The organism is Halolamina sp. C58 (assembly GCF_051195095.1).
In the GTDB taxonomy this organism is placed as follows: domain Archaea; phylum Halobacteriota; class Halobacteria; order Halobacteriales; family Haloferacaceae; genus Halolamina.
Window position 1 is genome coordinate 1,071,283 of the sequence record NZ_JBNTJY010000001.1, and the last position, 19,946, is coordinate 1,091,228.

At 48.7% G+C, this 19,946-nt stretch carries 25 protein-coding genes and 1 pseudogene; 12 read left to right on the forward strand and 14 right to left on the reverse strand.

Going from position 1 to position 19,946, the window contains the following annotated elements; all coding sequences use genetic code 11:
* The first annotated feature begins 75 nt into the window (after positions 1–75).
* The 9 genes and pseudogenes from ACQUSM_RS05590 to ACQUSM_RS05630 all read left to right on the forward strand — a co-directional run bounded on the left by ACQUSM_RS05590 (position 76) and on the right by ACQUSM_RS05630 (position 4,861).
* Positions 76–546 carry a DUF371 domain-containing protein gene (locus ACQUSM_RS05590; RefSeq protein ID WP_435116571.1) on the forward strand — a complete coding sequence of 157 codons (471 nt, stop codon included), beginning with the start codon at positions 76–78 and terminating at the stop codon, positions 544–546.
* Between the two features lie 46 nt (positions 547–592).
* Positions 593–1,180: pseudogene (locus ACQUSM_RS05595) on the forward strand (endonuclease III domain-containing protein); the annotation flags it as partial.
* Between the two features lie 49 nt (positions 1,181–1,229).
* Positions 1,230–2,258, forward strand: coding sequence for a tyrosine-type recombinase/integrase (locus tag ACQUSM_RS05600; protein WP_435116573.1), 1,029 nt, complete (start codon positions 1,230–1,232; stop codon positions 2,256–2,258).
* A 283-nt stretch (positions 2,259–2,541) separates the two neighbouring features.
* A complete protein-coding gene (locus tag ACQUSM_RS05605) occupies positions 2,542–2,820 on the forward strand; it encodes a hypothetical protein (protein ID WP_435116575.1) in 279 nt (92 codons plus the stop codon).
* A 2-nt stretch (positions 2,821–2,822) separates the two neighbouring features.
* Entirely contained in the window at positions 2,823–3,224 is a 402-nt protein-coding gene (locus ACQUSM_RS05610; RefSeq protein ID WP_435116577.1) for a hypothetical protein, read from the forward strand.
* The gene (locus tag ACQUSM_RS05615) at positions 3,214–3,444 is read left to right on the forward strand and encodes a hypothetical protein (RefSeq protein ID WP_435116579.1); all 231 of its coding nucleotides are present in this window, start codon (positions 3,214–3,216) and stop codon (positions 3,442–3,444) included. The genes ACQUSM_RS05610 and ACQUSM_RS05615 overlap by 11 nt, the downstream gene beginning before the upstream one ends.
* Entirely contained in the window at positions 3,441–3,911 is a 471-nt protein-coding gene (locus ACQUSM_RS05620) for a hypothetical protein (RefSeq protein WP_435116581.1), read from the forward strand. Before ACQUSM_RS05615 ends, ACQUSM_RS05620 begins: the two co-directional genes overlap by 4 nt.
* Positions 3,908–4,414, forward strand: a complete 507-nt coding sequence (locus tag ACQUSM_RS05625; RefSeq protein WP_435116583.1) for a hypothetical protein — start codon at positions 3,908–3,910, stop codon at positions 4,412–4,414. The genes ACQUSM_RS05620 and ACQUSM_RS05625 overlap by 4 nt, the downstream gene beginning before the upstream one ends.
* Positions 4,415–4,702: 288 nt before the next feature.
* On the forward strand, positions 4,703–4,861 hold the full coding sequence (locus ACQUSM_RS05630) for a hypothetical protein (protein ID WP_435116585.1): 159 nt from the start codon (positions 4,703–4,705) through the stop codon (positions 4,859–4,861).
* Here ACQUSM_RS05630 and ACQUSM_RS05635 read toward each other — a convergent pair.
* Positions 4,858–5,172: a hypothetical protein gene (locus tag ACQUSM_RS05635; RefSeq protein ID WP_435116587.1), complete on the reverse strand. Its 315-nt coding sequence runs from the start codon at positions 5,170–5,172 to the stop codon at positions 4,858–4,860. The genes ACQUSM_RS05630 and ACQUSM_RS05635 overlap by 4 nt on opposite strands.
* A 91-nt stretch (positions 5,173–5,263) precedes the next feature.
* Here ACQUSM_RS05635 and ACQUSM_RS05640 point away from each other — a divergent pair, with 91 nt between their 5' ends.
* Positions 5,264–6,775 (forward strand): hypothetical protein, encoded by a 1,512-nt coding sequence (locus ACQUSM_RS05640; RefSeq protein ID WP_435116589.1) that lies wholly within the window; start codon positions 5,264–5,266, stop codon positions 6,773–6,775.
* Positions 6,776–6,802: 27 nt separating this feature from the next.
* Here the strand turns inward: ACQUSM_RS05640 and ACQUSM_RS05645 are convergent, their stop codons facing one another.
* On the reverse strand, positions 6,803–7,456 hold the full coding sequence (locus tag ACQUSM_RS05645) for a site-specific integrase (protein ID WP_435116591.1): 654 nt from the start codon (positions 7,454–7,456) through the stop codon (positions 6,803–6,805).
* Between the two features lie 695 nt (positions 7,457–8,151).
* Between ACQUSM_RS05645 and ACQUSM_RS05650 the strand changes: the two genes are divergently transcribed.
* Complete coding sequence (locus tag ACQUSM_RS05650) at positions 8,152–8,760, forward strand: hypothetical protein (protein WP_435116593.1); 609 nt, start codon at positions 8,152–8,154, stop codon at positions 8,758–8,760.
* Between the two features lie 2 nt (positions 8,761–8,762).
* Here the strand turns inward: ACQUSM_RS05650 and ACQUSM_RS05655 are convergent, their stop codons facing one another.
* From ACQUSM_RS05655 to ACQUSM_RS05700, 10 genes are all read right to left on the reverse strand, one after another.
* Positions 8,763–9,242 carry a zinc-ribbon domain-containing protein gene (locus tag ACQUSM_RS05655; protein WP_435116595.1) on the reverse strand — a complete coding sequence of 160 codons (480 nt, stop codon included), beginning with the start codon at positions 9,240–9,242 and terminating at the stop codon, positions 8,763–8,765.
* Between the two features lie 32 nt (positions 9,243–9,274).
* Positions 9,275–9,964: a hypothetical protein gene (locus tag ACQUSM_RS05660; RefSeq protein WP_435116597.1), complete on the reverse strand. Its 690-nt coding sequence runs from the start codon at positions 9,962–9,964 to the stop codon at positions 9,275–9,277.
* A 388-nt stretch (positions 9,965–10,352) separates the two neighbouring features.
* A complete protein-coding gene (locus tag ACQUSM_RS05665) occupies positions 10,353–11,522 on the reverse strand; it encodes a hypothetical protein (protein WP_435116599.1) in 1,170 nt (389 codons plus the stop codon).
* Complete coding sequence (locus tag ACQUSM_RS05670) at positions 11,515–12,264, reverse strand: hypothetical protein (protein ID WP_435116601.1); 750 nt, start codon at positions 12,262–12,264, stop codon at positions 11,515–11,517. Before ACQUSM_RS05670 ends, ACQUSM_RS05665 begins: the two co-directional genes overlap by 8 nt.
* A gap of 158 nt (positions 12,265–12,422) precedes the next feature.
* Positions 12,423–13,139 (reverse strand): hypothetical protein, encoded by a 717-nt coding sequence (locus ACQUSM_RS05675; protein WP_435116603.1) that lies wholly within the window; start codon positions 13,137–13,139, stop codon positions 12,423–12,425.
* Positions 13,140–13,151: 12 nt separating this feature from the next.
* Entirely contained in the window at positions 13,152–14,909 is a 1,758-nt protein-coding gene (locus tag ACQUSM_RS05680) for a hypothetical protein (RefSeq protein WP_435116605.1), read from the reverse strand.
* A gap of 3 nt (positions 14,910–14,912) precedes the next feature.
* A complete protein-coding gene (locus ACQUSM_RS05685; RefSeq protein ID WP_435116607.1) occupies positions 14,913–15,080 on the reverse strand; it encodes a Sec-independent protein translocase subunit TatA/TatB in 168 nt (55 codons plus the stop codon).
* An 82-nt stretch (positions 15,081–15,162) separates the two neighbouring features.
* On the reverse strand, positions 15,163–17,061 hold the full coding sequence (locus ACQUSM_RS05690) for an MSCRAMM family protein (protein WP_435116609.1): 1,899 nt from the start codon (positions 17,059–17,061) through the stop codon (positions 15,163–15,165).
* Between the two features lie 15 nt (positions 17,062–17,076).
* The gene (locus ACQUSM_RS05695; protein WP_435116611.1) at positions 17,077–17,289 is read right to left on the reverse strand and encodes a hypothetical protein; all 213 of its coding nucleotides are present in this window, start codon (positions 17,287–17,289) and stop codon (positions 17,077–17,079) included.
* Positions 17,290–17,440: 151 nt separating this feature from the next.
* Positions 17,441–17,680: a hypothetical protein gene (locus ACQUSM_RS05700; RefSeq protein WP_435116613.1), complete on the reverse strand. Its 240-nt coding sequence runs from the start codon at positions 17,678–17,680 to the stop codon at positions 17,441–17,443.
* Between the two features lie 80 nt (positions 17,681–17,760).
* Here ACQUSM_RS05700 and ACQUSM_RS05705 point away from each other — a divergent pair, with 80 nt between their 5' ends.
* Positions 17,761–18,042: a hypothetical protein gene (locus ACQUSM_RS05705; protein ID WP_435116615.1), complete on the forward strand. Its 282-nt coding sequence runs from the start codon at positions 17,761–17,763 to the stop codon at positions 18,040–18,042.
* Between the two features lie 182 nt (positions 18,043–18,224).
* Here the strand turns inward: ACQUSM_RS05705 and ACQUSM_RS05710 are convergent, their stop codons facing one another.
* Both ACQUSM_RS05710 and ACQUSM_RS05715 read right to left on the reverse strand, forming a co-directional pair.
* A complete protein-coding gene (locus tag ACQUSM_RS05710) occupies positions 18,225–18,770 on the reverse strand; it encodes a hypothetical protein (protein ID WP_435116617.1) in 546 nt (181 codons plus the stop codon).
* Between the two features lie 730 nt (positions 18,771–19,500).
* Positions 19,501–19,776, reverse strand: a complete 276-nt coding sequence (locus tag ACQUSM_RS05715) for a hypothetical protein (RefSeq protein WP_435116619.1) — start codon at positions 19,774–19,776, stop codon at positions 19,501–19,503.
* Positions 19,777–19,946 lie beyond the last annotated feature (170 nt).

Below are 19,946 nucleotides of genomic sequence, written 5' to 3' on the forward strand. Positions count from 1 at the left end.
GTCACGCACTCGCACACCCCCGGCAGGTCGGTGCGGTTCGGCAGGCACTTCCCGGGGCGTCGCCGACGCTGTGACATGAACGACGCGAACGCGAGCGGCGAGGGGACCCACGTCGAGCGAGTCCGCGCACGCGGGCACGAGAACGTTACCGGCGAGCACGCGAGCACCGTCGAAGTGACCACCGACGATTGGCTCACCCCCGCCGGCGACTGCATCGTCGGCGTCGAGGCCGACGGGACGCCCGCCGACTTCAACGACGCGTTCGTCGACGCCTGCCAGTCGAGCGAGGCGACGATCACCGCCGAGTTCGCGGTCGACGCCGGGGAGGAGACGCTGACCGACACGATCACCGGTCGCGGCGACCCCGAACTCACCTTCGAGGGCGACCGGAGCCTCGTGGGCAGAACGAGCGAGTACGTCGACGATCGAACCGTGTTCGTCGACGCCGACGGCGCCGCGGCTGATCTGGACCGCGAACTGATCGACGCGCTCGCGGCCGGGGCGGAACTCACGCTGACGCTGACCGTCGAATCCGGCGAGAACTGAACGCGTTCGCCGCGCAGTTTTTGGTCGCCCGCCCGGACCGTTCGGTATGAGCGACGACGCCGAGGAGCGCCCGGACGAGCCGTCGAGGAACATCAGCGGCGGCCCGGACGGCGGTGGGGAAGCGGTCGCGGCTGTCGACGACGGCAAGCCGGCCAGTCGGGCCGAGGCGGTCGTCGACGAACTCGGCGAGATGTACTGGCAGAAGGCCTACGGCGGCCGGGACGCCTTCGAGTGTCTGGTCCGGACGATCCTGAGTCAGAACACCAGCGACAAAGCCAGCCAGCCGGCCCACGACAGCCTGATGACGCGGTACGGCTCGGCGGCGAGTGAAGCCGGCGAGGACGGCGACGACACCGACCTCGCCGAGTCGCTCGCCGACGCCGCGCAGGACGAACTCGCCGAGACGATCGCTTCTGCGGGCCTGTACAACCAGAAGTCGGAGACCATCGTCCGCCTCGCGGGCCGGATCGTCGAGGAGTACGGCGGGGAACAGGGGTTCGACGAGTTCGTCCAGACCGGGGAGTACGACGAGGTTCGGGACGCCCTGCTCGACATGAAGGGCGTCGGCCCGAAAACCGCCGACTGCGTGCTGCTGTTCGCCGGCGGCCGCGACGGCGTCTTCCCCGTGAAGACGGAAACAACCAATACCATTTTGATATCACAGCGATATAGTACCGTGTAGGATGAGTGGTCGATACAAGACACTTCACACGGAGATTGATTTTCCTCAAGGTGAACGATGGCTTCAGCGGGAGGCAGTGAAAAATACAGAGCAGAATGCAAAGCAGAAGAGGATCGCTCTCGAACAGTTTGATGAATACCTTACATCGAAGGGCTTTGAGTCGCTGGATGCTGTTGACAATACTATATTAGACGACTTCTCAGTGTGGCTGGATGACGAGCAAGGCCACGCTCATTCTACCCTATCTCATCGCTGGTACGCTGTGCGTGCGTATTTGAACAAACATGTTGAAGATGGATTGGGGTATCTGGATGAGGAAGACGATTGGATTCTCTCTTGGATTGATCAAGGGACCGAGACGGTCAAACAACTAGACAGGGACGTTCACTGGTTGCCTCTCGATAAGATAGAGGAATTAATTGAGGGCGCTAAAAATCTCAAGAACCGCTTAGTCATAGAACTGCTTTGGAACACTGGTTGCCGACCGAGCGAAATTTCCCGAATGAAGCTCCGCCGTCTGGACCGTGATAGTAGATCTATCGAAGTGAAAACGTCGAAGGTACAGGATACCTCGGCTGAGAACTATGAAAGGACGGTATTCTATAGCCGTTCCATGCGTCAAACTATGCGAGAGTGGTTAGATCGAGGGGGGCGTGATTCGCACCCGTATGCGGATAAGTCGCCATATCTTGTAGTCGGATACAATACGCCTTCTATCGATGCTCGGCAGATCAATCAGATCGTTCGTATGGCAGCGGAAGAGGCGGGAATTCAGGAAACTTCTATCGAAACGGCTCAGACCGACGAAGATGGGAATCCTGTTTCAGTGAACCGGATCACTCCGAAGACTTTGAGACATAGTTTCGCTGTCCATAGCGTGCGTGGTCGTGAAAATTCTGGTACTCCTCCAATGGATATTGAAAGACTTCGCCGGTTGATGGGTCATTCATCATTAGAAGTCACTCGTCACTATCTGCAATACCGAAAATCGGAGCTTAGGGATGCTTACGACGACTCTCATCCTGCTTAGTCGTCTTTTGGTTTGAGGTCGTTTCGGTCGATATAGTCCTCTGTGGCGTGTCTCATTAACTCCTGAACTGACCGGAACCGGGGTTCATTTTCCACTACTTCCTCCCAACGTTCTCTTGTCTCATCGTCTACTCTGACGTTTATCTGCGCCATTATCTGAACGGCTAGAGGTGCCTACACATGGAACCTATATCTTGTGCTACTAGGCCACATCAGATGATATCATTTGCTACCAATAGATATATTTTGATAGCGCATCAATAGAGAGGTAGAGGTTTTCCTCAGTGCCTGATTCCGACACCACCGACGACAGCTTAGAAGAACAGGTAGAAGATTTAGAGGAGAAAGTAGAGAGGTTGGAGGAAGAGAATCAGGGCCGCAATCAGCTGGAGATTCGGGCTTACGACCTTCACATCAAGGGTTCTTCCGAGGACACGGATATGGGCGAGCTGTTAGAGTTGTTCTCTGACCAGATGGACGGGTTGATGAAACAGGCTCTAGTCGGAGAGTATCAAGAACTTGAGGAGCAGACTCTGCACGGACACCTGTTCGGTGATGACTGATTATGGGGCTCTTCAGTGATTCCAACGACGAAGACGAGAAGTTGGAGGAAGAGAACGAGACCTTGCCTCACCAAGTCACCCGAATGCAGGTCTCGCAGAAGGTCGAACACGCTAACGATTGGATTCGAAGAGTGAATCGTGAGGGGTGGGATCTCTACTTGTTCCCCGACGAGCCCAGTCTAGAGCAGGTTAGAAAGCAGGATGGCGAACTGAAACGTCTCTACGATAAAATCTCAGAGAGGCGGCCTACCGACAAGGAGGAGCGAGCGAAGGTCTTGCACGCTCGTCAGGCGGTTCGAGAGCTGATGGAAGTGTATGCAGTGTACGACTCCATCACTGAGCCGGTGGACCCTGAGGTCAACGACTCCAGCGACAACGATGGAGGTGTCTCGAATGCAGTCTGATGCTGTTCAGAACTTCAATGACGGTATTTCGGCATATCAGAACATCTTCCATTCAGCTGGTGTTCATCTGAATCCTCTGGCCAACACTACTCCACAGGAGATCGAGGAGCGCATGGGTCAGATTGAGAGGGCGAAAGAGAACACGACCCACCCTGAGAGAGTCCAGAAACTGAACAGGCTTCGCAACTACCTCTTGGAGATCAACTACCAGAATTCATGAACCGTAGAAAGTACCTCAAAGCGATTGCTGCTGTACCGCTCACTCCTTCGATTCCTGAATTTGATGGTCAGGACACGGAGGACGAAGAATGGACTGTCCGGGGTGTGTGGCGTCGTAAGGACGACACTGGGTATCTGCATGATAGAAATGAGGGTGTAGAGGCAGAATTTGAACACTACAACGAATGGGTTAGTCCGACTATCGAAGCTCTTGATGGAGGGAACATTGTCAACCTCTTCGATTACCGTCTGATCTCCATCTATAACGGCTCTTACAGCCGTACTCACTTCGCTCACGACAATGGATTGGAGGTGACGATTAAACGGGAACCCGAAGAAGAAGTTGAGTGGACGGCCTATGTGACTCATGTGGATGAGCTTTGGGAGGATCATAGGGAGTATGCTTCTTCCTCTCAGGTTCGTATCGCTCAGAAACTGAAGCAGGTTAAGGATAACTACAACGAATGATAGGCAGAAGAGATTTCGTCAAAGGTGTTGTGTCGGCTCCGATTATCCCTTCTCTGCCTTCTCTTAGTACGACTGAGGACGAAACTGAAGAAGAGGAGTGGGAGATCAGCTCTAGTTGGTTCCGACCCTACGACCACGGAGATCTTCTATTGGTTAAGAACGACGAGGTTCAACACCGTTGGAGGTACGAGTCTTATGAAATGTGGCAGAAGGCGACCCTCTTGAACGGAAGGTTTGCTGCCGATTCTAGTAATGACTCTATGGACTATATTGCCGATCTATTCTCTATGAACATCCACTCGCTGTATATCGATCCTCCGTTTTTCTCGTCTGTGTTCAAGAGCGAGGATTCTAAGGTTCACATTCACAGTAGAGAGGACTTTGAAGAGGAATACGTGTATCACATAGAAACGCACTCTGGAGAGGTTTTAGAAGGGGTTGAGAGCGAGGCTGACAGTCTTGATGAGGCGATTCAGGACATTGGTGAATTCCTGAATGACTGAACCCTTGGTGAATGACTACCAAGTGTGGGAGTGTGGCGATCAGACAGTCACTCTAGGCATCAGGCACGGAATTGCTCTCTTTGCCCGCTGTACTTGCCAGAAAGCGAACTTGAATGAGGAAATCGGGTTGTATGAATGGGGGTACAAGACATGGAGTTGGGAGTCGTCGTACTGCGTTCACACGTATACTGTATTGGCGCACTTCTACGCCCGCCACGCTATGAAGAACTTGGAGGCAGAACGGTTGGATAAGTAATACTTTTAGACTTATATAACCTTACTTGAAATATGAATGAAATATCTGAAATGGACGATGAAGAGCTAATCAAAGAGTACAGAGAGACAGTGGAATTCCGAACTGAGGAGAGTATACATGGGCAAGTGACTCCGCACGAGATAGAGTTTCGGAAGGCGTTAGAGAATGAGATTTTGGAGCGGATGGATTAGTCTTCTAGGGCGTTGTTCACGAGTTTGAATTCACCTTCAGTGGGTTGGTACACTTGCCCTGCATCGTGCAGTTTGTCTAGTACATCATCGACTCTCCACTCCTCTGCGTCGAATTCTTCATGGAGATCTGATCGACTGACAGGCTCGTTATTGCTGATGTAATAGGCTACCTCGATCTGACCGAATGTAACTTGTTCACCGCCGATTCGAAGGGTTTCACCGCCCTCTTCGTGGATTACTATACCCACGTCTTGATCCTCACTTAGAAAATAGGCTGTGCTGTCGTCGTTGATATACATATTGTCCATCATACTCGTATGTACGTTATAGTAGAAGAGAGTAAAGGGGTTCACTCTGACCGGAAGTGATTACAATAGTCGCTCTGCTATAATGTGTCAATTAATGTCTGACAAGTCTCGCCGTCGAGTTTTGGAGGTTGGAGGAACGGTACTTCTCTCAGGGCTTGCGGGCTGTTCTGGAGTTACCGACCGAATTCCGGGCGGTTCGACCGATACTGAGTCACCGACCGCTACAGAAGACGAGAATACCCAGCAGTACACGCTCCCGCCTGTGGCCGAACTTCAAGGCGATGGTGTCCCTGACGATGGAACTGTCACTCTGAGTGCGTTGTTCGTTCCCGCTACGACGCCCGGTGATCCGAATCTTTACTTTGAAGATGAGATCACCTACGAACTGTTTGTGTATGACAAGTTCCCTGTAGGGAATAGTGTCACTCTCACAAAGGTTGCTGAAAAGACTAACGCACCATACGAGCAGGTTAATGAGACATTCGAGCTATCGTATGAAGACCTACCAAAGAATCGCCAGATGAGATTCAGGCTCAAAGTCACGAACAATAATACTGGAGAATCCGAATGGGCTATGGATGAGCGTGTGTTCTACTATGAACAGTATGGGGATATTGAAACAGCTGTTACTGACACCTCTTACAATGTTTTCCGAGGATCTAGTGACTGGACAAGGAACGATTTTGTTTCTGGTCTCAAGGAGAACTCATATATTATGAATTTCTCTGGGCGGAACGATATTTCCGCACCAGATCTCCCTGAAGAGGTTCCTTTCTCCCGAGAAGCATATAAACTAGATAATGATCTTTATAGGAATAATGATAAGCCTATCTCTGCTCCATTCCATGGGTCACAGATCGAACTACCAGAGAGCCATATAGACCTGTCTAATGAACTGATGCAAGACTATGACGTGGGTAGTTATTATAATAGCTTCACTTTCACGGGTAATGTGCCCTCGGAGTATGATTATTATGGACGTAACCAGTACGATGTTCTCAACAATCCAATCTACACAGAAATGGCTGATTTCATCGTTGAGGCTCAGACATCTTATGGGATTGAAAACCACTTTGGTAGAATTGATAAAGCTGCGGGACTGATTCAATCTCAAGAATATGCTGCTATCACTGGTTCCATCCGTGATGCTCCTGTCCATCTGCCTGAAGCATATTGGCAGGATCCCGCAGAGAATTGTGTGGGAATGTCTTTCCAGCTGTGTTGGCTGCTTTATCACCTTGGATACACCTGTGGGACTGTATGGCTAGACCGTAGTGGAAGAAATGCGTCTCACCTTGGAGTTGGTATCCCCGTTCCAGAAGACGTGATTGAATCTGAATCCCCTGACGGGTATCTCTCTACGCTTGAGGATCCTGAGTCTCCCTCTTTCCAGTTCATCGAGCAGATCTCGGATAATGTTGGACCAGACTCTCGGCCAGAGACACTAGGAGAGTATCCTTGGCTATACATTGAAGCAACATCTTCAAACAATCTTGGACTAATTCCATTCGATTCAGATACTATCGATAATCGTCGGGTTCGGTTCGCTATCGAGCCAGAGGATAACGTGTTCGGAACGGATGTAGGGGCGCCGAATAATCGATAATCAGGTGATTTCCGAGGGTTAATCCGCCTACGCCAACCCAGCGTCTTCCAGATTCGACTGTATTTGCTCGTCATCACGCCGCCAATAGTGATCACGAAATGTTTGATAGTCAGACCAACCCCCCCAATCCATTACCACGTCTCCAGTCACACCACTCTGAATCATTTTTGTAGCCCATGTGCGCCTACAATCGTGTGCGCTAAGATTCAACCAGTCTTCGTTGGCAGTCTTCTCAGCAAGATCCTCAGCAGCGTCATATACCCAGTTCTGAATGGTCCTTTCCGTCTTGTCGATGATTGGGTCGTCTATGTTCACACCGTCCTTCACCTTGTATATGGACAGTATCTCGGTTGCGAGATCGGATGGAATGAACGTCTCTCTGTAGCCTCTCTTCGCTTTGGGTACTTTGAGGACCATAAACTCAGCATCAGAATCTTGGATACAGTCGGCGGTAACTCTGGGCACTTCATCGGCTCGAAGCCCTGACTGGAGCATTAGTTTGATGGCCAGTTCTCGCTCGTAGTCGTCGTAGTATTCGACCAGCTGTTGTTGCTCTTCCTCCTGTAGCCAGCAACGGAAACCACCAGAGTCAGTTTCTTCTTTATACATCGTCATCACGGGAGTTAGACCCGATATTGACGTTATCTCTCCAGTGAAAGTCCGTGTGATCTTGCGTTGCACAGGCATACCCCACACAAAAGGCGATCACCAGCAGACAGAACAGGATGAAGATCAACGAAAGTCCTATGATAATTTGTTCTATCATTGTTCATCACCTCCATCTGAGATAACGTTCACACAGATGGCCAGTTCAGCTTCACACTCTCTGTTTTCACAGTTGAATGTGTACGTCGGGAATGGATCTGTAAGTCGCCGGTTTTCCTCGCCGCACTCAGGACACTCAAATTCGATATATTGGTGTTGCCCATGAGATCCTTTAGTGATATCTCTCGCTGATTCACTACTCAATGTGAATCACCCTTCGTTTTAATATCAGAACAGTTGTATTCGTAGTGGTACGAACCGGCAGGCCCAGATTCTGGGTACACTCGTTCTTTCCCGTGTGCCCATAGAGGATAGCCGCAATCGTCGCAACCTGTTTCATCACGAACGCTCTGTATTGTCTCGATTCTATGCTTCAGCCAATTTACTTCGGAGTCATTTCCAAATAATGTCATAACAATTATCTAATACATTTTATGTAGTAAAGGGGTTTCGGCGGTTTGAGGAATTGACGAAATACGAGACGACTCTGTGGGCTTGAGGGGTAGGGTAGATGGGTCTATTCTGGGTTGAGTTTCAGAAAATACAGGATTATCCGAAACTCGTCAGCCACTCCCCCAAGTTAATGTGTATATGGAATCACACTCTGGACTATGGGACTCTTCGACAAGGTTTCAGACGCTCTCGGCGGTAGTGGGTCTGAGGAAACCGAAGAGGAATCAGATGAATCGACCGCTGGTGTGTTCGACATTCCAGAGTGGGCAGTAGAAGATCGAGTCAACGTAGAAAAGCGGACAGAGATCATCCACGAACATTACGATGTGACTGAAACGCAGGCTCGAATCATCGCTCAAACGTTACAAGACCATATGGAAAGTACAGAAGGGTACAGCCAATCTTCGATCAAGTCTAGTATAGAAGAAGAGTTGGACATTGATGAGGAACTTCTTGAAACGATTGTCTGGACGGAGAGGGCTTCCATCGAGACTATTGATAGAGTTAACACGTATCTGGAACAAGAGACAGGAGGAGAAGTATACAAAATTCAATCCGCTATGGATGATCGAACCCACCCTGTTACCCGTGAAGCTGTCGAGGAGATCGAGGAACGAGGTGGAGCTGTTCCCATGAAGGAGCTAGCAGAGATTCTAATTGAGAAAGCAGAGAAGTATGAGGACGAGGGCGGGACACCTGAACGAATGGAACACTGGGTTCCTCACGAGCGATTCCGATTCTCTATCACACGGCACGTTGAAATGTGAGTTTAGTCGTCGCCAAAGACCTCCTCTCTCCAGTCCTTCTTTCCCCCTGTAGGCGTCTTCAACTCCTGATTGAATTTCGCATAGAGTAGGCCACCGGGGATGAGCATAATGAACAGGAAGAACCCAGTCACATAGATGGCGTCGGTGAATCCGAAATCAGTTCCAATCGCTACAACCCAGACAATCAGAATGAGTGTACCAAATAGACCGAATACCATCATCGAAATCCAAGTCAAAATACCTCCCAAAATTCCTGACGAGGAAGGTTCGTAGCCACACTGAGGACACTTATCTGCCTCTAACGAGATCTCTGAGTCGCATTTCTCGCAGGTCCCTGTTTCCTTGGCCGTCGATGTGGCAGTCTCAGGTTCTGGTTCTGATTCTAGTTCGGCTTTATCTGGTGTGTTGAGATCGGCACCACATTCTGCACAGAATGAGTCGCCCGTGTCGTGTTCAGCTCCGCAATTCGAACAGTAGGGCATATTCCACTTGTTAACCAGCTACTATCTTAAACCTAAGTCTCTGACTCTATCTCAACATTGAATGGAGTAAACCCGTGTTTGAGTTCGTAGAGTCTATTGATCGCCGCCATACACTCTATCAGCTCTTCTTGAATGTCGTCGATCACGTTGAGTGTGAACCGAGATTCTATATCATGGGCAAATGCTCCTCTATATCTCCCAATGTCATCTAACGTACTCTGCACGTCGTCAGAGATCACGTCAAAGTGATTCAGGAGCTTGTGACGGTCTTCGTAAGAGGTGAATTGGTTCACGAAAAAGTTCGTGCCTTCTTCTGTGCGTTTATCATCGTCTAGCACTTCTGGAAGAATTCCACTCATCATGCTCTTTGCGAGTTCGTATGAAAGCAGATATGCTACAACAACTTGCTGCCGGACTGAATGACGGCTGATATCAGTTGCTAATTCTTGAATGTCGTCAGCGAATGGCTCTTGTCGAATTACATCCTCACCTGCTGCGAAATAGTCTTCCTCTATTTCATACATCATATCACACAGATAGATGATACTGAAGTAGTCCAATTCCTCCTCAGTAAAATCGCCACCGTAGCGGACAATATAGGAAGAAACACATGTGCTTGAAAACTCGAAGTATTCATCAGTATCTTCCTCTGGATCAATTCCCCTTTCGTCAAGTGAATCCTGTAAGAAGTGGAAGAAGTCTTCTCTCTCGTCTTCGCTCATAAGTCAAGGTTGAAGTCTACCCACATATTTGCTAGGCTACTCTATCTACAGAATTCACACTCTGACTGGCTATCAAAGTAACCCACCCCACCCCCCTACTCCAATGCGCTCGTGTACGTGGGCGTGAACAGATCGAGGACTTCGGGCTACTCTACTTGCCCAATATCAGTGTTTAGGGGGTTCAGATAACCCCGATATAGAGGGTGTTTTCGGGGCAAATCACCGAAACCCCATCCAGACAGGTATAGCAGAGGCTCTACTTGTAGAATCGTGGTAAAACCAGAGTTGAAAACACCTCAAAACCCCGAAACCCCATCCAGAGCCCATCACTAGCGCCTCTACTCCACGAATTAGCGTCAAAGTCGATGATTCAACCAAGAAAATCGGGCTAACCCTCTGACACCCATTGATCTTCGTCTTCTTCTTTCGCTTCTCGGCGTGCAGTTTCTCGAAGGAATTCAATCATATCCTCCTCGTTCTCTGCTACTGTTTCAGCCTGATTTGAATCGTCATGGATCGCACAGAAGCCGTGTGCATTGAGTCCATTCTTGTTCCCACAACGCTCGCCATTATCCTTCTCAAAGAGACACTGGCCCCAGAAATCGTCCCAAGAGGCATCTTCATCGTCGTTATCGAGATCCCATTCCCACTCCGACTCCTCTAGCGTATCGTACTCCCAATCCGTCTGAGGGATGCCTGAGAGGACTTGCTTCGGATCTTCATTGTCAAGCCCTTCGTAGATCTTTGCGGTCTTCTGGGACTCTTTGTAGATGAGGTCGGAAAGGACTCGGATATCCTTGTGAACGTCCTTTGCGTCCTCTCTGTGGGAGATTAGGAGTAGATAGCCGTCGTTCTTTCTGATCATCCGAGTCGTCCGCTTGAATTGCTTCTCAACGTCGTGCTGGTTCGTCCCTGCACTGAAATTACTGGAAGCTTCGTCAATCAGTACTAGCTGCTTCTTGTCTTGCTGAAGACGCTCTACAAGCTCCGACTGAGACTCTACCTCGTATACCTGTGGACAGCTGGTAATGTTGCTCAGAACCTCAATCTCGTCCTCATCGTAGTCTTCAACGACAGTCCAGTAGTGAACCCAAATCTGGGCGAAGAGAAGAGCCATATCGGTCTTTCCGCTACCCATATGACCACTCAGGATATTCATCGAAGCAGTCCGACTCAACCACTTCATGATCCACATCAGCGTATTTACGCCAGAGATATCTGGATCATAGTTGGTTAGCCCGGTCAGGTAGTCCAGATATGCGAAATTCCCTGCATTCAGGGCTTTTCGAGCTGTCTTAGTTCCGTGGTTTTTGAGAATCTTCTGAGCGAAATCAGTATCCCAGAAAGAGTTCGGCATACCATCTGTTAGTGGCTCATACGCTTCTTCAGCAACATTCATCACGGCCTCTACTTCTTCGTCCTGAACTATCCCTGCATGGCGTCGGATATCAGCGTGATCGAGTTGGTGATCTAAGCTCCCTTGTGCGTATTCCCGTGTCTCGGACGCAAGGAACATCTTCGCCTCTGTGTCCAGAGACGAACTAGTATCACTACTCATCGTCATCACCCCCACTCTCAATCATCTGTTTGTACATCTGAGCATCAGACTGCTCCTCGAACGGATCATCCATATCGATTAGATCAGAGAAATCAGGCTCTTCCTCAACGTATTCCTGAAGTTCAGAGGCTTTGATCCGCTTGTTTATGATAGAGCGAATCGACTTCTTACCGGGTACTTGTTCGCCCTCTACAACGTGAATATAGTAGTTCATTCTGTTGTGAACGGCGTCCTCGACAAGATCAGGATAGAGGTTCCGAAGACGCTGATGAACGTCTTTCTCCGCACTTGCTTCGTGTTTCAGATACTCTGTAGAGTCTTCGTGCCGCCGAATCTTACTCGCTGATATCCGTGACCCGTCTGATTTTGCTACACCGAACCAGCTGATATATGCCGTATTTGTATCAGAGTCATATCGTTCACACTCATAGCCTTGGACAGTACCGTCCCGAGTGTCGATTTCGATTGGGTGAAGGTCATTTTTCTCTTTCTCTATTTGTACAATAGAGCCGTCATCAGCCCTCACTTCGTCAATTACAGTCAGGTCTTCCCACTGTTTCGGGTACAACTCTTTGTGTCCAGCATCACCCACTTCTGGATCTACCTCATGGAGATGTTCCCTAGGCGGATCAGCAACGTACTGACGGACAATCTCAGCAACTGGGAGGATGATCCATACCGCCACACCCGATGGAATCCAATACGGAACTAACGGTTCTGGAATACCTGTACTGATGTTCATCAACTCTAATATTCCGATCCCCCCAAAGAGGAATAGAATCGCCATCAGACCATAGGTAAGTACAATATAGACCGACCAATTCCTGAACCTGCGTAGACCGCTCAGGATAGAGTCGAACACATATCGGAACGTAGATTGGTTTTGTTCAGACATGGAGATCACCCTTTGATTGGATTCTTGGCCGACTCTCTGTATCTCGCACTGTACTTGTGGAGTCCTACAACCATTATCAGAGCCAGAGCGCCAGCGAATGGAGCAAGGATAATCGGGTATTGAACCGACTCATCCGTTCTTAGATCGGAATTATTCCCGAAATGACTCCATAGCTCGTCTTCTGCACCCACTGAGATATGCTCGTTAGAGGTCTTCCACAGCTGAACCTCAATGACTTCTCTAGCAGTCTCACCTTCGGCAGGATCGAGGGTCGTTGTGACTCTGTTATGGAAACCAGTTTGAGTTCGGGTTCCGTCAGTGACCGTGATTTGAACTCTGTCCGTGGCTTCGACGTATACTTTCGCTACGTCGTTCTCGTAGTCGTATTCAACGTGATATACAGCAAGACCAGTCCATTCGTCATCAGCTAAAACAGACTGCCATGGGTTAGATTCCTGTTCCTCATCTTCAGAGTCAGTGAGCCAATCAGGAATCGTGCCAGAACCACTATCTGAACCTTCTGGAGCTTGCTGTTGGAAGTATTCTCCAGCGGAATTAACAGAAGCTGCTGAAACGCCTGCTGTAGCTGTTTCTGCCGCCATTACATCGGCAGGCATCAACATCATTCCGACGACGATCAAGCCGACGAAGATGGCGATCTTGATGATCTTCAGGAGGAATCCAGATAGACCGGGAACCAGCTTGAGTAGTATTGGTAGCATTGTAGATCACCATTATTTGTCCCCCGCAAGTTGGGAGAGAGCGCCTATTGCACCTATAATTAGGGCGACTGGCCAGAGCTGAGTGATATCGAATCCTTCGAGGGCTGAGCCGACTCCACCACCAAGGCTTACGTTGATTTCTGGATTCTCAGTAGCAGCTTGTCGAGCATCCTCAGTGTTGTTATACTCTTGCTCCCACTGGTCAGCCTGACTCGGGTTGAATTTGTAATCAGAATCAGGAGTAGCAGTTTTTACTTGCTGTTTCTCGCCGTCTTTGTAGAGCGTGATTTTCTCGACTCTGAACTTGCCATCAATATTATAGACGCCCGTGTTGGTGGCGAACTTGACTGTATCCGAGAACTCAGAAGGTGAGTAGTAGTTGCCCTTCTGGACTTCTTTATCCACGTTGCCAAGGTAGCCCTCATACACTTTTCCGTCTGAATCTGGGTCGTTCCCAGATGCTTCTGGATCGTAGTTCGTAGATGAGTACTCCCGGATCTTCATTGGAGCCGTGAGATCAGTCTTAACGTCAAGCTGAGACATAGCCATAGCGTTAAACGGAGCAGAGCCCTCCTTGTAGTCATACTCGTCCCAGAGAGTAGCGGTTGGAACGATCTCCTGCACTGGAATATTCCCACGAGTGTACTGTGTCGTGAGTCCGTTGACGAAATCCCCTACCGTCGCAGTCATCGAATTCGCTTCATTCTCTAATTCGTTCAACTGGTTAATGTGATGTTCAATGGGCAGGACGTTGATGTTAGTCGAACTATCTGAAGGAGCGTTGATAATGACGTTATCGATGGTGTAGACTCCATGACCATCGTAATTGATAGTAGTATTTCCTTGAGGCCCTTTCCAAGATAGACCCTCACCAGAATTATCAGAAGTAGTCGCTGTATTTGCGTAGAAGTCGATTGCGTTAGCCCATCCTCGAATTCTCTCGACGGACTCGCCGTTGATCATCGTGTAGTCATCCGAAACGAGATCATCTTGAGTTACTGCACCTCCTTCAGGAAGCGGATTCAGAGTTGGTGTGTAATCGACTGTTGTTCCGCCGTCTTCGATCAGTTCCCATTTTGGGCTGTCGAAGGATACTTGGGCAGATTTGGGTTCGAAGTCTGCCCATCCAATCTTCATGTTGATGATGTTGCTGAGCTGGTCTCGTTCATCATACTGAGCTAAGATCTGGAATGCATTCACGAGACCACGGAACTGCTCATTCATCGCTGAGATAGCTTCTTGCTCCAGTTTCGCATACTCGTCAAGGATGAACTGGCGTGCATCAGCCTTGATCTGCGACTCTGACTTCTCTGGCTTGTCGTTCAGTTCAGTAGCGATTTGGTGTACTGCATCACCCCAAATACGCTCACCAGCAGATTCGACAGCTAGATCGAGAAGACGGTCGTGTTCTTCCCGCTGACTCTGGTATCCGATGAAATTCTGATAGACGTTACGATGAACCTGATCCGTCGTAGCATCTTCGCTACTGTCGTCAAGATCCGTCCAACCGAGTTCTTCAGAGATTGCGGTTGCCGTTGCTCCCGCTACAAATGCAAGTGCAATACCACCTACAATCCCCAGTGCTTCTGCATCTTCTACAGCAGAGAATGGGGAATCTGGATGAACCATCGAACCACTAGCTATCGCCGTGCCAGTTACTGTAGCAGTCGTTTTCATCATCTGGCGACGATTCATTCGGAATATCTCGTCGTCGTCAACCTGTCTATGTGCCTGTACGCCTTTCTCGTCCGTATCTTGTGTTTGTGACATATTTTATTCACCTTTGATTTCGTCAAGTTCTTTCTCGGCTTCTTTGCGTCCTTTTTTGATTTCTCCTGTAGCTTGACCCACTGAGCGAGCCAATTCCGGGATTTTATTCGCTCCGAAGAGGAGAACAGCGATACCTAAGATTACAATTAATTCGGGGCCTCCGGGAATCATTACATCATATAAATGTCATTATCGGGGTAAATATGTTGTGGAAAATAAGGTATGAAATAAAGTTGGGTCGGTTGGTTAGCGTCTATTCTTTAATCGCAAGGAAGAACCCGACAATCGTCAGCATCGAAGAGAATACGACGATGACTGGGATTAGCCCTCCTCCAACTGATCCAGATCCACCGCCACTACCGTCAGTTTCCTGATCAACAGTCATGGACGATGACTCACTGGAATCAGACGAGACTAGATCAGCAGAGATCTGAGCGTCGGCCTTGATCTCCACGGACTTCGAGACCGACTTGTAATCGATTCCATTCACTGCGATGGTGTATGTACCATCAGCAATCTGTCCGACAGTCACAGTACCGTCGTCACCCGTTGTAGCGGAGTTTACGACACTACCATCCTGCTTGATCTCGACAGTAGCGTTACTCACAGCGTTGCCATCAGCATCCTCGACGCTGAAGTCGAAAGACCGATAATCTTCTATCTGAACCGTCTCTGTCGCTGTTTCACCACTGTTCACGGTGATAGAGACGCTATCAGTTGGCTGGTAATCAGTGTGCTTGACGTTCAGATTGTAGTCGCCTGCGTTGAGGTTGCTGAATGAAGCGATACCATTGCTGTTGGACATGATCGAATTGACCACGTTTCCATCAGCATCTACCAGTTCGACAGTAGCAGAGTCGAGAGCGTTTCCGTCAGGGCCGTTAACCGTGACTTCGACTGCTCCAGATTCCTTAACTGCGATTGTCTTATTCGTCGTAGTACTGTCGGAGACACTGACTGTAGTACCAGTTACGTCTGTGTAATCTGGGTGATGTACATCCAGCGTGTAGTCACCAACAGCGATGTTGGATAGAGAGGCAACACCTGAGGAATCAGATGTAACCGACTGAACGACTGAACCACTAGAATCTACAACTTCGACAGTTGCATCAGATAATGCGCTACCAGATGGGTCGTTAACCGTGACACTGACCGATCCAGTAGAGTTTGAGAGCGTGTATGCCTGTGAATCAGATCCACCTGCACCGAAGCTGTGGGTCTTCGTGATTGGGTCGTAATCCGTCGCATTGACCGTCACGTTGTAATCTTCTGTGGAATCAAGTCCAGAGACACTGTATGGAGCAGAAACACCAGTGGCCTCATCGACTACGTTTCCATTAGAATCCTCAATAGTCACGTCGAAGCTATTGATTGCAGTTCCGTTGGAATTCGTAACTTCCGAGACTTCGACAGTGCCGACTTGCTCAGTAACAGAAATCGTCTTAGATGTTGTTGAATTCTCCGTTACCGAGACTTCGACTGTCGAATTCGCATAACCATCTGACGTGACGAACAGCATATACGTCCCTGTTTCCAGATCAGAAGCGGTGTACGGAGCAGAAGCACCGGTAGTCTCATCGACTACGTTCCCATTAGAATCCTCAATGGTCACATCGAACGATGACAGAGAAGCACCGTCTTGGTCTGTTACGTCAGTGACTTCAATTGACCCAGTTGGGGGATTTTCAACTAAGTCAAGTGAATCGACTACGGTCGTAGCTCCACTCGATCCAGATGGGACCGAGACACGGAGGTAAACGTTGGATGCTGAGGACGAGAACGAAATCTGACCAGATCCGCTTGCGCTCAGAGTTTTCTCGTTGATGAGTGTCCCGTCAGAAGCATCATAGACGCCGATAGTAGCCGAACTCGTGTTGAGGCTACTCACGTTGTAATCGAGGTTGTAGTTACTGACTGACGACGACAGAGAAACTGAAGTAGTCTCGTAGTATGCTTCAGTAGAGCCTTCTGTCAGCTCTAATCCTGTCGATGGGTAATTTATACTACCAACAGTATCACCTGCATTGTTTTGGAATTCTGTACCTGTATCGAGGAAGATCATAGACGCAGCAGAGACTGGGGCAGATAGCATTACAAGAGCTACTACCGCCAGCACTCCACCGATCTTGATCGTTGAGTTATTTCCTAACATGATTCATCACCAGAATTATTCACCGCCGCTTGGGACGAATCCCTTCACGAACTGCCATACGGTTACGCCACCAACGCCTGCGAGTCCAAGACCCACAATGGCCGTTACATCGCCGGAACCGAGGACAGATTGTACAAGTTCTGTTTGTGTGATCAGGTCCACTCCGAACAATGTCGTGAATGTGCCTGATGCAGCCGATACGCCTTTCTTGAGATAACTATCTGACATAGCATTTAATAAACATAAATTAAATGGTAAAACTATTGTGGGGTATGGGGTCTAACTGAAGCAATAATTATAGGTAGTTTGATGGTTTCTATATGTGGGGTGGAATTCCCCTGTCGAACATGCTACCGACCCGCCGAGCTTTCTAGAAGAATCAGATTGCTTCAGACATATACTGAACCTCGTCTATCAGCGAGACTTGATCACATTCGTCAGAGACTGCTGATTCGATTATGAAGGGATGAGCGAGCCAAATAGGAGTGTAATCGGCCTCTCCAGTATCCAGATTTCTGACCTTGATGATCTCCTCACCGGTCAGCTCTCTATGCTTCTCTAATAGCTGTTCTCGCCTCTGTTCTACATCATTCTGTACCTGTTCAACAAAATCAGACATACACATAGAGATAGTCGAGATACGCTAATAATGTTGGGTAGTTGAGAAGTTCTTTAGGGATAAATCACGTGTATGTATACATGGGAAAATCACACAGAAATCTCTTAGAAGTACAGAAATACGCACAGAAGTATTATCAGATAAACGGTCACGGATTCACAGCACCTGATCTCGCTCAGTATATGGAGTTGGACTGTGATATTAGTGAGAAGACGGTCAGAAGGTGCTTAGAAGAAATGGTTGGTGAAGGATTCATAGGAAAGACGGAAGTTTCTCAGACGGCATTCTATGTTCCAGATGAAGCTCTTCTCCCAGATCCAGAGAGTTCAGATATGTACTCAGAAGAGGACTTATTCTGGTAGACGTTTGAAGCAGAATTCAGGTTACTCAGAATGTTGGGTTTTGTCCCTGCGGTCTCTTTTTTCTCAAAGCCCATTATAAGGGTTGTCGGACAGAAATTGTCGAGACAAAGCTGACGCTCAACTAGCGACAAAATCGAACTATATTACCGAAGTAGAAATCAGGGTGAAAAACAGCGTCAGAATCAGCCTTCAACGTGAGTAGTGGTCTCACCAGTAACCTCAATTTGAGCCTTCCTCGGCCCATCATCGGCAACTATGAGGAATCGGTCAGGTGCAAGAGCTTCAGTTTCCACATGAACATCTTTCCCATACATCGAGTCAGCCATCACTTCCTGTCCAAGATCCTCTGAAAGACGGTATTCTACGTCCTCTACCTCGATTCGAATCTTCATCCTACGTTCAGGATCAACGTAGGTCAACAACCCAGAATCATCGACGTATGTAGCATTGATACGATCTCGATCATCAATATTCAACTCTCGTCGTTGAATCTCATCTTCTATCTGACTCTTCACATCTCCTGCTTTTGATCGGAGGTCTATCGCCCGTTCCGCTTGTCTAACTCGTTTGTCTTGATTTGCCTTATCATTCGTCCCCTCATAATACTCTATCCGGTGGAACATACCTTGAACATACTCCGCTAACTCATACCATTCCGCCAGCTGGTTAGACGAAACATCGGAAACGTTCTCTGGAACATCTACCTCTAAAATATCATCCAAATTCATTGTGTACCACCTGCCCGGTAGACAGAACTCATCTCTTGGAAGCAGTCATCACAAACCTCACCAGCTGACTCTAGGGAAAGACACCGACCCACTGCTGAATCAGCTGGAATATCCCATGGAGAGTCAGGATCAACACCACAGCTGGCACACGTTGAATCCTCCGTACAGAAGTCGTCCAGCGTGTAGTTCTCTGCTTGTGCGCTCATAACTTCCCACCCCGGTTGAGCGTAACCTCTAGATTTTTGTCCGTGTCACACACCACTGTCACCGCAATTTTGTAGTCATCATCGTCAAAGACAACCAGCCTGTAGCCCTGCGATCCTTCGTGTTCGACGTAGTACTTCCCACGCTGAATGTGAGTGAGTATTTCTGGTCGAGTAGGTACTGACTCCCGACCCATCGCAGTTTCTCGGACGATTACATCTCCGATCTCCTGTGGTTGTAATGATCCACTCATAGTGCGCTCACCCGTGTTAGGCGCACGATTTCAGTAGACCCAGAATCGTCTATGTAAACGATTGGCTCGTCAGCAATTGGATTCTCCTCTTCGACTCGTCGGACTTCTCCTTTGATTTGTTTCGTTACTGTACAACTCATGTCTTGGCCGATGACCTTTTCCGCAAGTACTCGATCACCAGCTTCAATTTCTTGTCTTTCTGTCATATCTATCGTCGGGCTTGCGCCCATGTCCTGTGAGAGAATCGAACCCCCAACTAGCACCAGCGCAGGATTATGCTTCGATGTGAACTGAAATACCGCAATACACGCCAGCACCGCCACAACCCGAAATTCTCACGGATACACCATCATCCACCGACTCGATCTCGTCAAGCGCAATGGTATCCTCCGTCTTGACCGCCATATCTGCAAAAACACGCTGATGTCCAGCGATATCCATTGAATCCGTCACCTCATAATCTAATACCTCTATACCAGCTTCTTCCAGTGATTCAATTGCTACGTCTACGATTCGACTTTGTTCGATATTTTGTAGTAATTCTGTCATATCTACACATCTACATATATACATATCCCACTAAAGGTTTAATTGAAGGTATAATCTGGTGGATTTTACAACCGGTTTACACCCAATTTACGGCGATTTTACACCCCTCTAATCGCAAGAAGGAATCGGGAGTTTTACACATTTTACACTTTAGCCACCCCACTCCTAAC

What these genes read in the sequence shown, in the direction of transcription:
- ACQUSM_RS05660 (WP_435116597.1), bottom strand. Translation starts at nt 9,964, where the DNA reads ATGAGCGAAGACGAGAGAGAAGACTTCTTCCACTTCTTACAGGATTCA.
- ACQUSM_RS05610 (WP_435116577.1), top strand. Translation starts at nt 2,823, where the DNA reads ATGGGGCTCTTCAGTGATTCCAACGACGAAGACGAGAAGTTGGAGGAA.
- ACQUSM_RS05665 (WP_435116599.1), bottom strand. Translation starts at nt 11,522, where the DNA reads ATGAGTAGTGATACTAGTTCGTCTCTGGACACAGAGGCGAAGATGTTC.
- ACQUSM_RS05655 (WP_435116595.1), bottom strand. Translation starts at nt 9,242, where the DNA reads ATGCCCTACTGTTCGAATTGCGGAGCTGAACACGACACGGGCGACTCA.
- ACQUSM_RS05675 (WP_435116603.1), bottom strand. Translation starts at nt 13,139, where the DNA reads ATGCTACCAATACTACTCAAGCTGGTTCCCGGTCTATCTGGATTCCTC.
- ACQUSM_RS05625 (WP_435116583.1), top strand. Translation starts at nt 3,908, where the DNA reads ATGATAGGCAGAAGAGATTTCGTCAAAGGTGTTGTGTCGGCTCCGATT.
- ACQUSM_RS05705 (WP_435116615.1), top strand. Translation starts at nt 17,761, where the DNA reads ATGGGAAAATCACACAGAAATCTCTTAGAAGTACAGAAATACGCACAG.
- ACQUSM_RS05650 (WP_435116593.1), top strand. Translation starts at nt 8,152, where the DNA reads ATGGGACTCTTCGACAAGGTTTCAGACGCTCTCGGCGGTAGTGGGTCT.
- ACQUSM_RS05690 (WP_435116609.1), bottom strand. Translation starts at nt 17,061, where the DNA reads ATGTTAGGAAATAACTCAACGATCAAGATCGGTGGAGTGCTGGCGGTA.
- ACQUSM_RS05710 (WP_435116617.1), bottom strand. Translation starts at nt 18,770, where the DNA reads ATGAATTTGGATGATATTTTAGAGGTAGATGTTCCAGAGAACGTTTCC.
- ACQUSM_RS05715 (WP_435116619.1), bottom strand. Translation starts at nt 19,776, where the DNA reads ATGACAGAATTACTACAAAATATCGAACAAAGTCGAATCGTAGACGTA.
- ACQUSM_RS05635 (WP_435116587.1), bottom strand. Translation starts at nt 5,172, where the DNA reads ATGATGGACAATATGTATATCAACGACGACAGCACAGCCTATTTTCTA.
- ACQUSM_RS05670 (WP_435116601.1), bottom strand. Translation starts at nt 12,264, where the DNA reads ATGAACATCAGTACAGGTATTCCAGAACCGTTAGTTCCGTATTGGATT.
- ACQUSM_RS05590 (WP_435116571.1), top strand. Translation starts at nt 76, where the DNA reads ATGAACGACGCGAACGCGAGCGGCGAGGGGACCCACGTCGAGCGAGTC.
- ACQUSM_RS05700 (WP_435116613.1), bottom strand. Translation starts at nt 17,680, where the DNA reads ATGTCTGATTTTGTTGAACAGGTACAGAATGATGTAGAACAGAGGCGA.
- ACQUSM_RS05640 (WP_435116589.1), top strand. Translation starts at nt 5,264, where the DNA reads ATGTCTGACAAGTCTCGCCGTCGAGTTTTGGAGGTTGGAGGAACGGTA.
- ACQUSM_RS05680 (WP_435116605.1), bottom strand. Translation starts at nt 14,909, where the DNA reads ATGTCACAAACACAAGATACGGACGAGAAAGGCGTACAGGCACATAGA.
- ACQUSM_RS05620 (WP_435116581.1), top strand. Translation starts at nt 3,441, where the DNA reads ATGAACCGTAGAAAGTACCTCAAAGCGATTGCTGCTGTACCGCTCACT.
- ACQUSM_RS05600 (WP_435116573.1), top strand. Translation starts at nt 1,230, where the DNA reads ATGAGTGGTCGATACAAGACACTTCACACGGAGATTGATTTTCCTCAA.
- ACQUSM_RS05695 (WP_435116611.1), bottom strand. Translation starts at nt 17,289, where the DNA reads ATGTCAGATAGTTATCTCAAGAAAGGCGTATCGGCTGCATCAGGCACA.
- ACQUSM_RS05615 (WP_435116579.1), top strand. Translation starts at nt 3,214, where the DNA reads ATGCAGTCTGATGCTGTTCAGAACTTCAATGACGGTATTTCGGCATAT.
- ACQUSM_RS05630 (WP_435116585.1), top strand. Translation starts at nt 4,703, where the DNA reads ATGAATGAAATATCTGAAATGGACGATGAAGAGCTAATCAAAGAGTAC.
- ACQUSM_RS05685 (WP_435116607.1), bottom strand. Translation starts at nt 15,080, where the DNA reads ATGATTCCCGGAGGCCCCGAATTAATTGTAATCTTAGGTATCGCTGTT.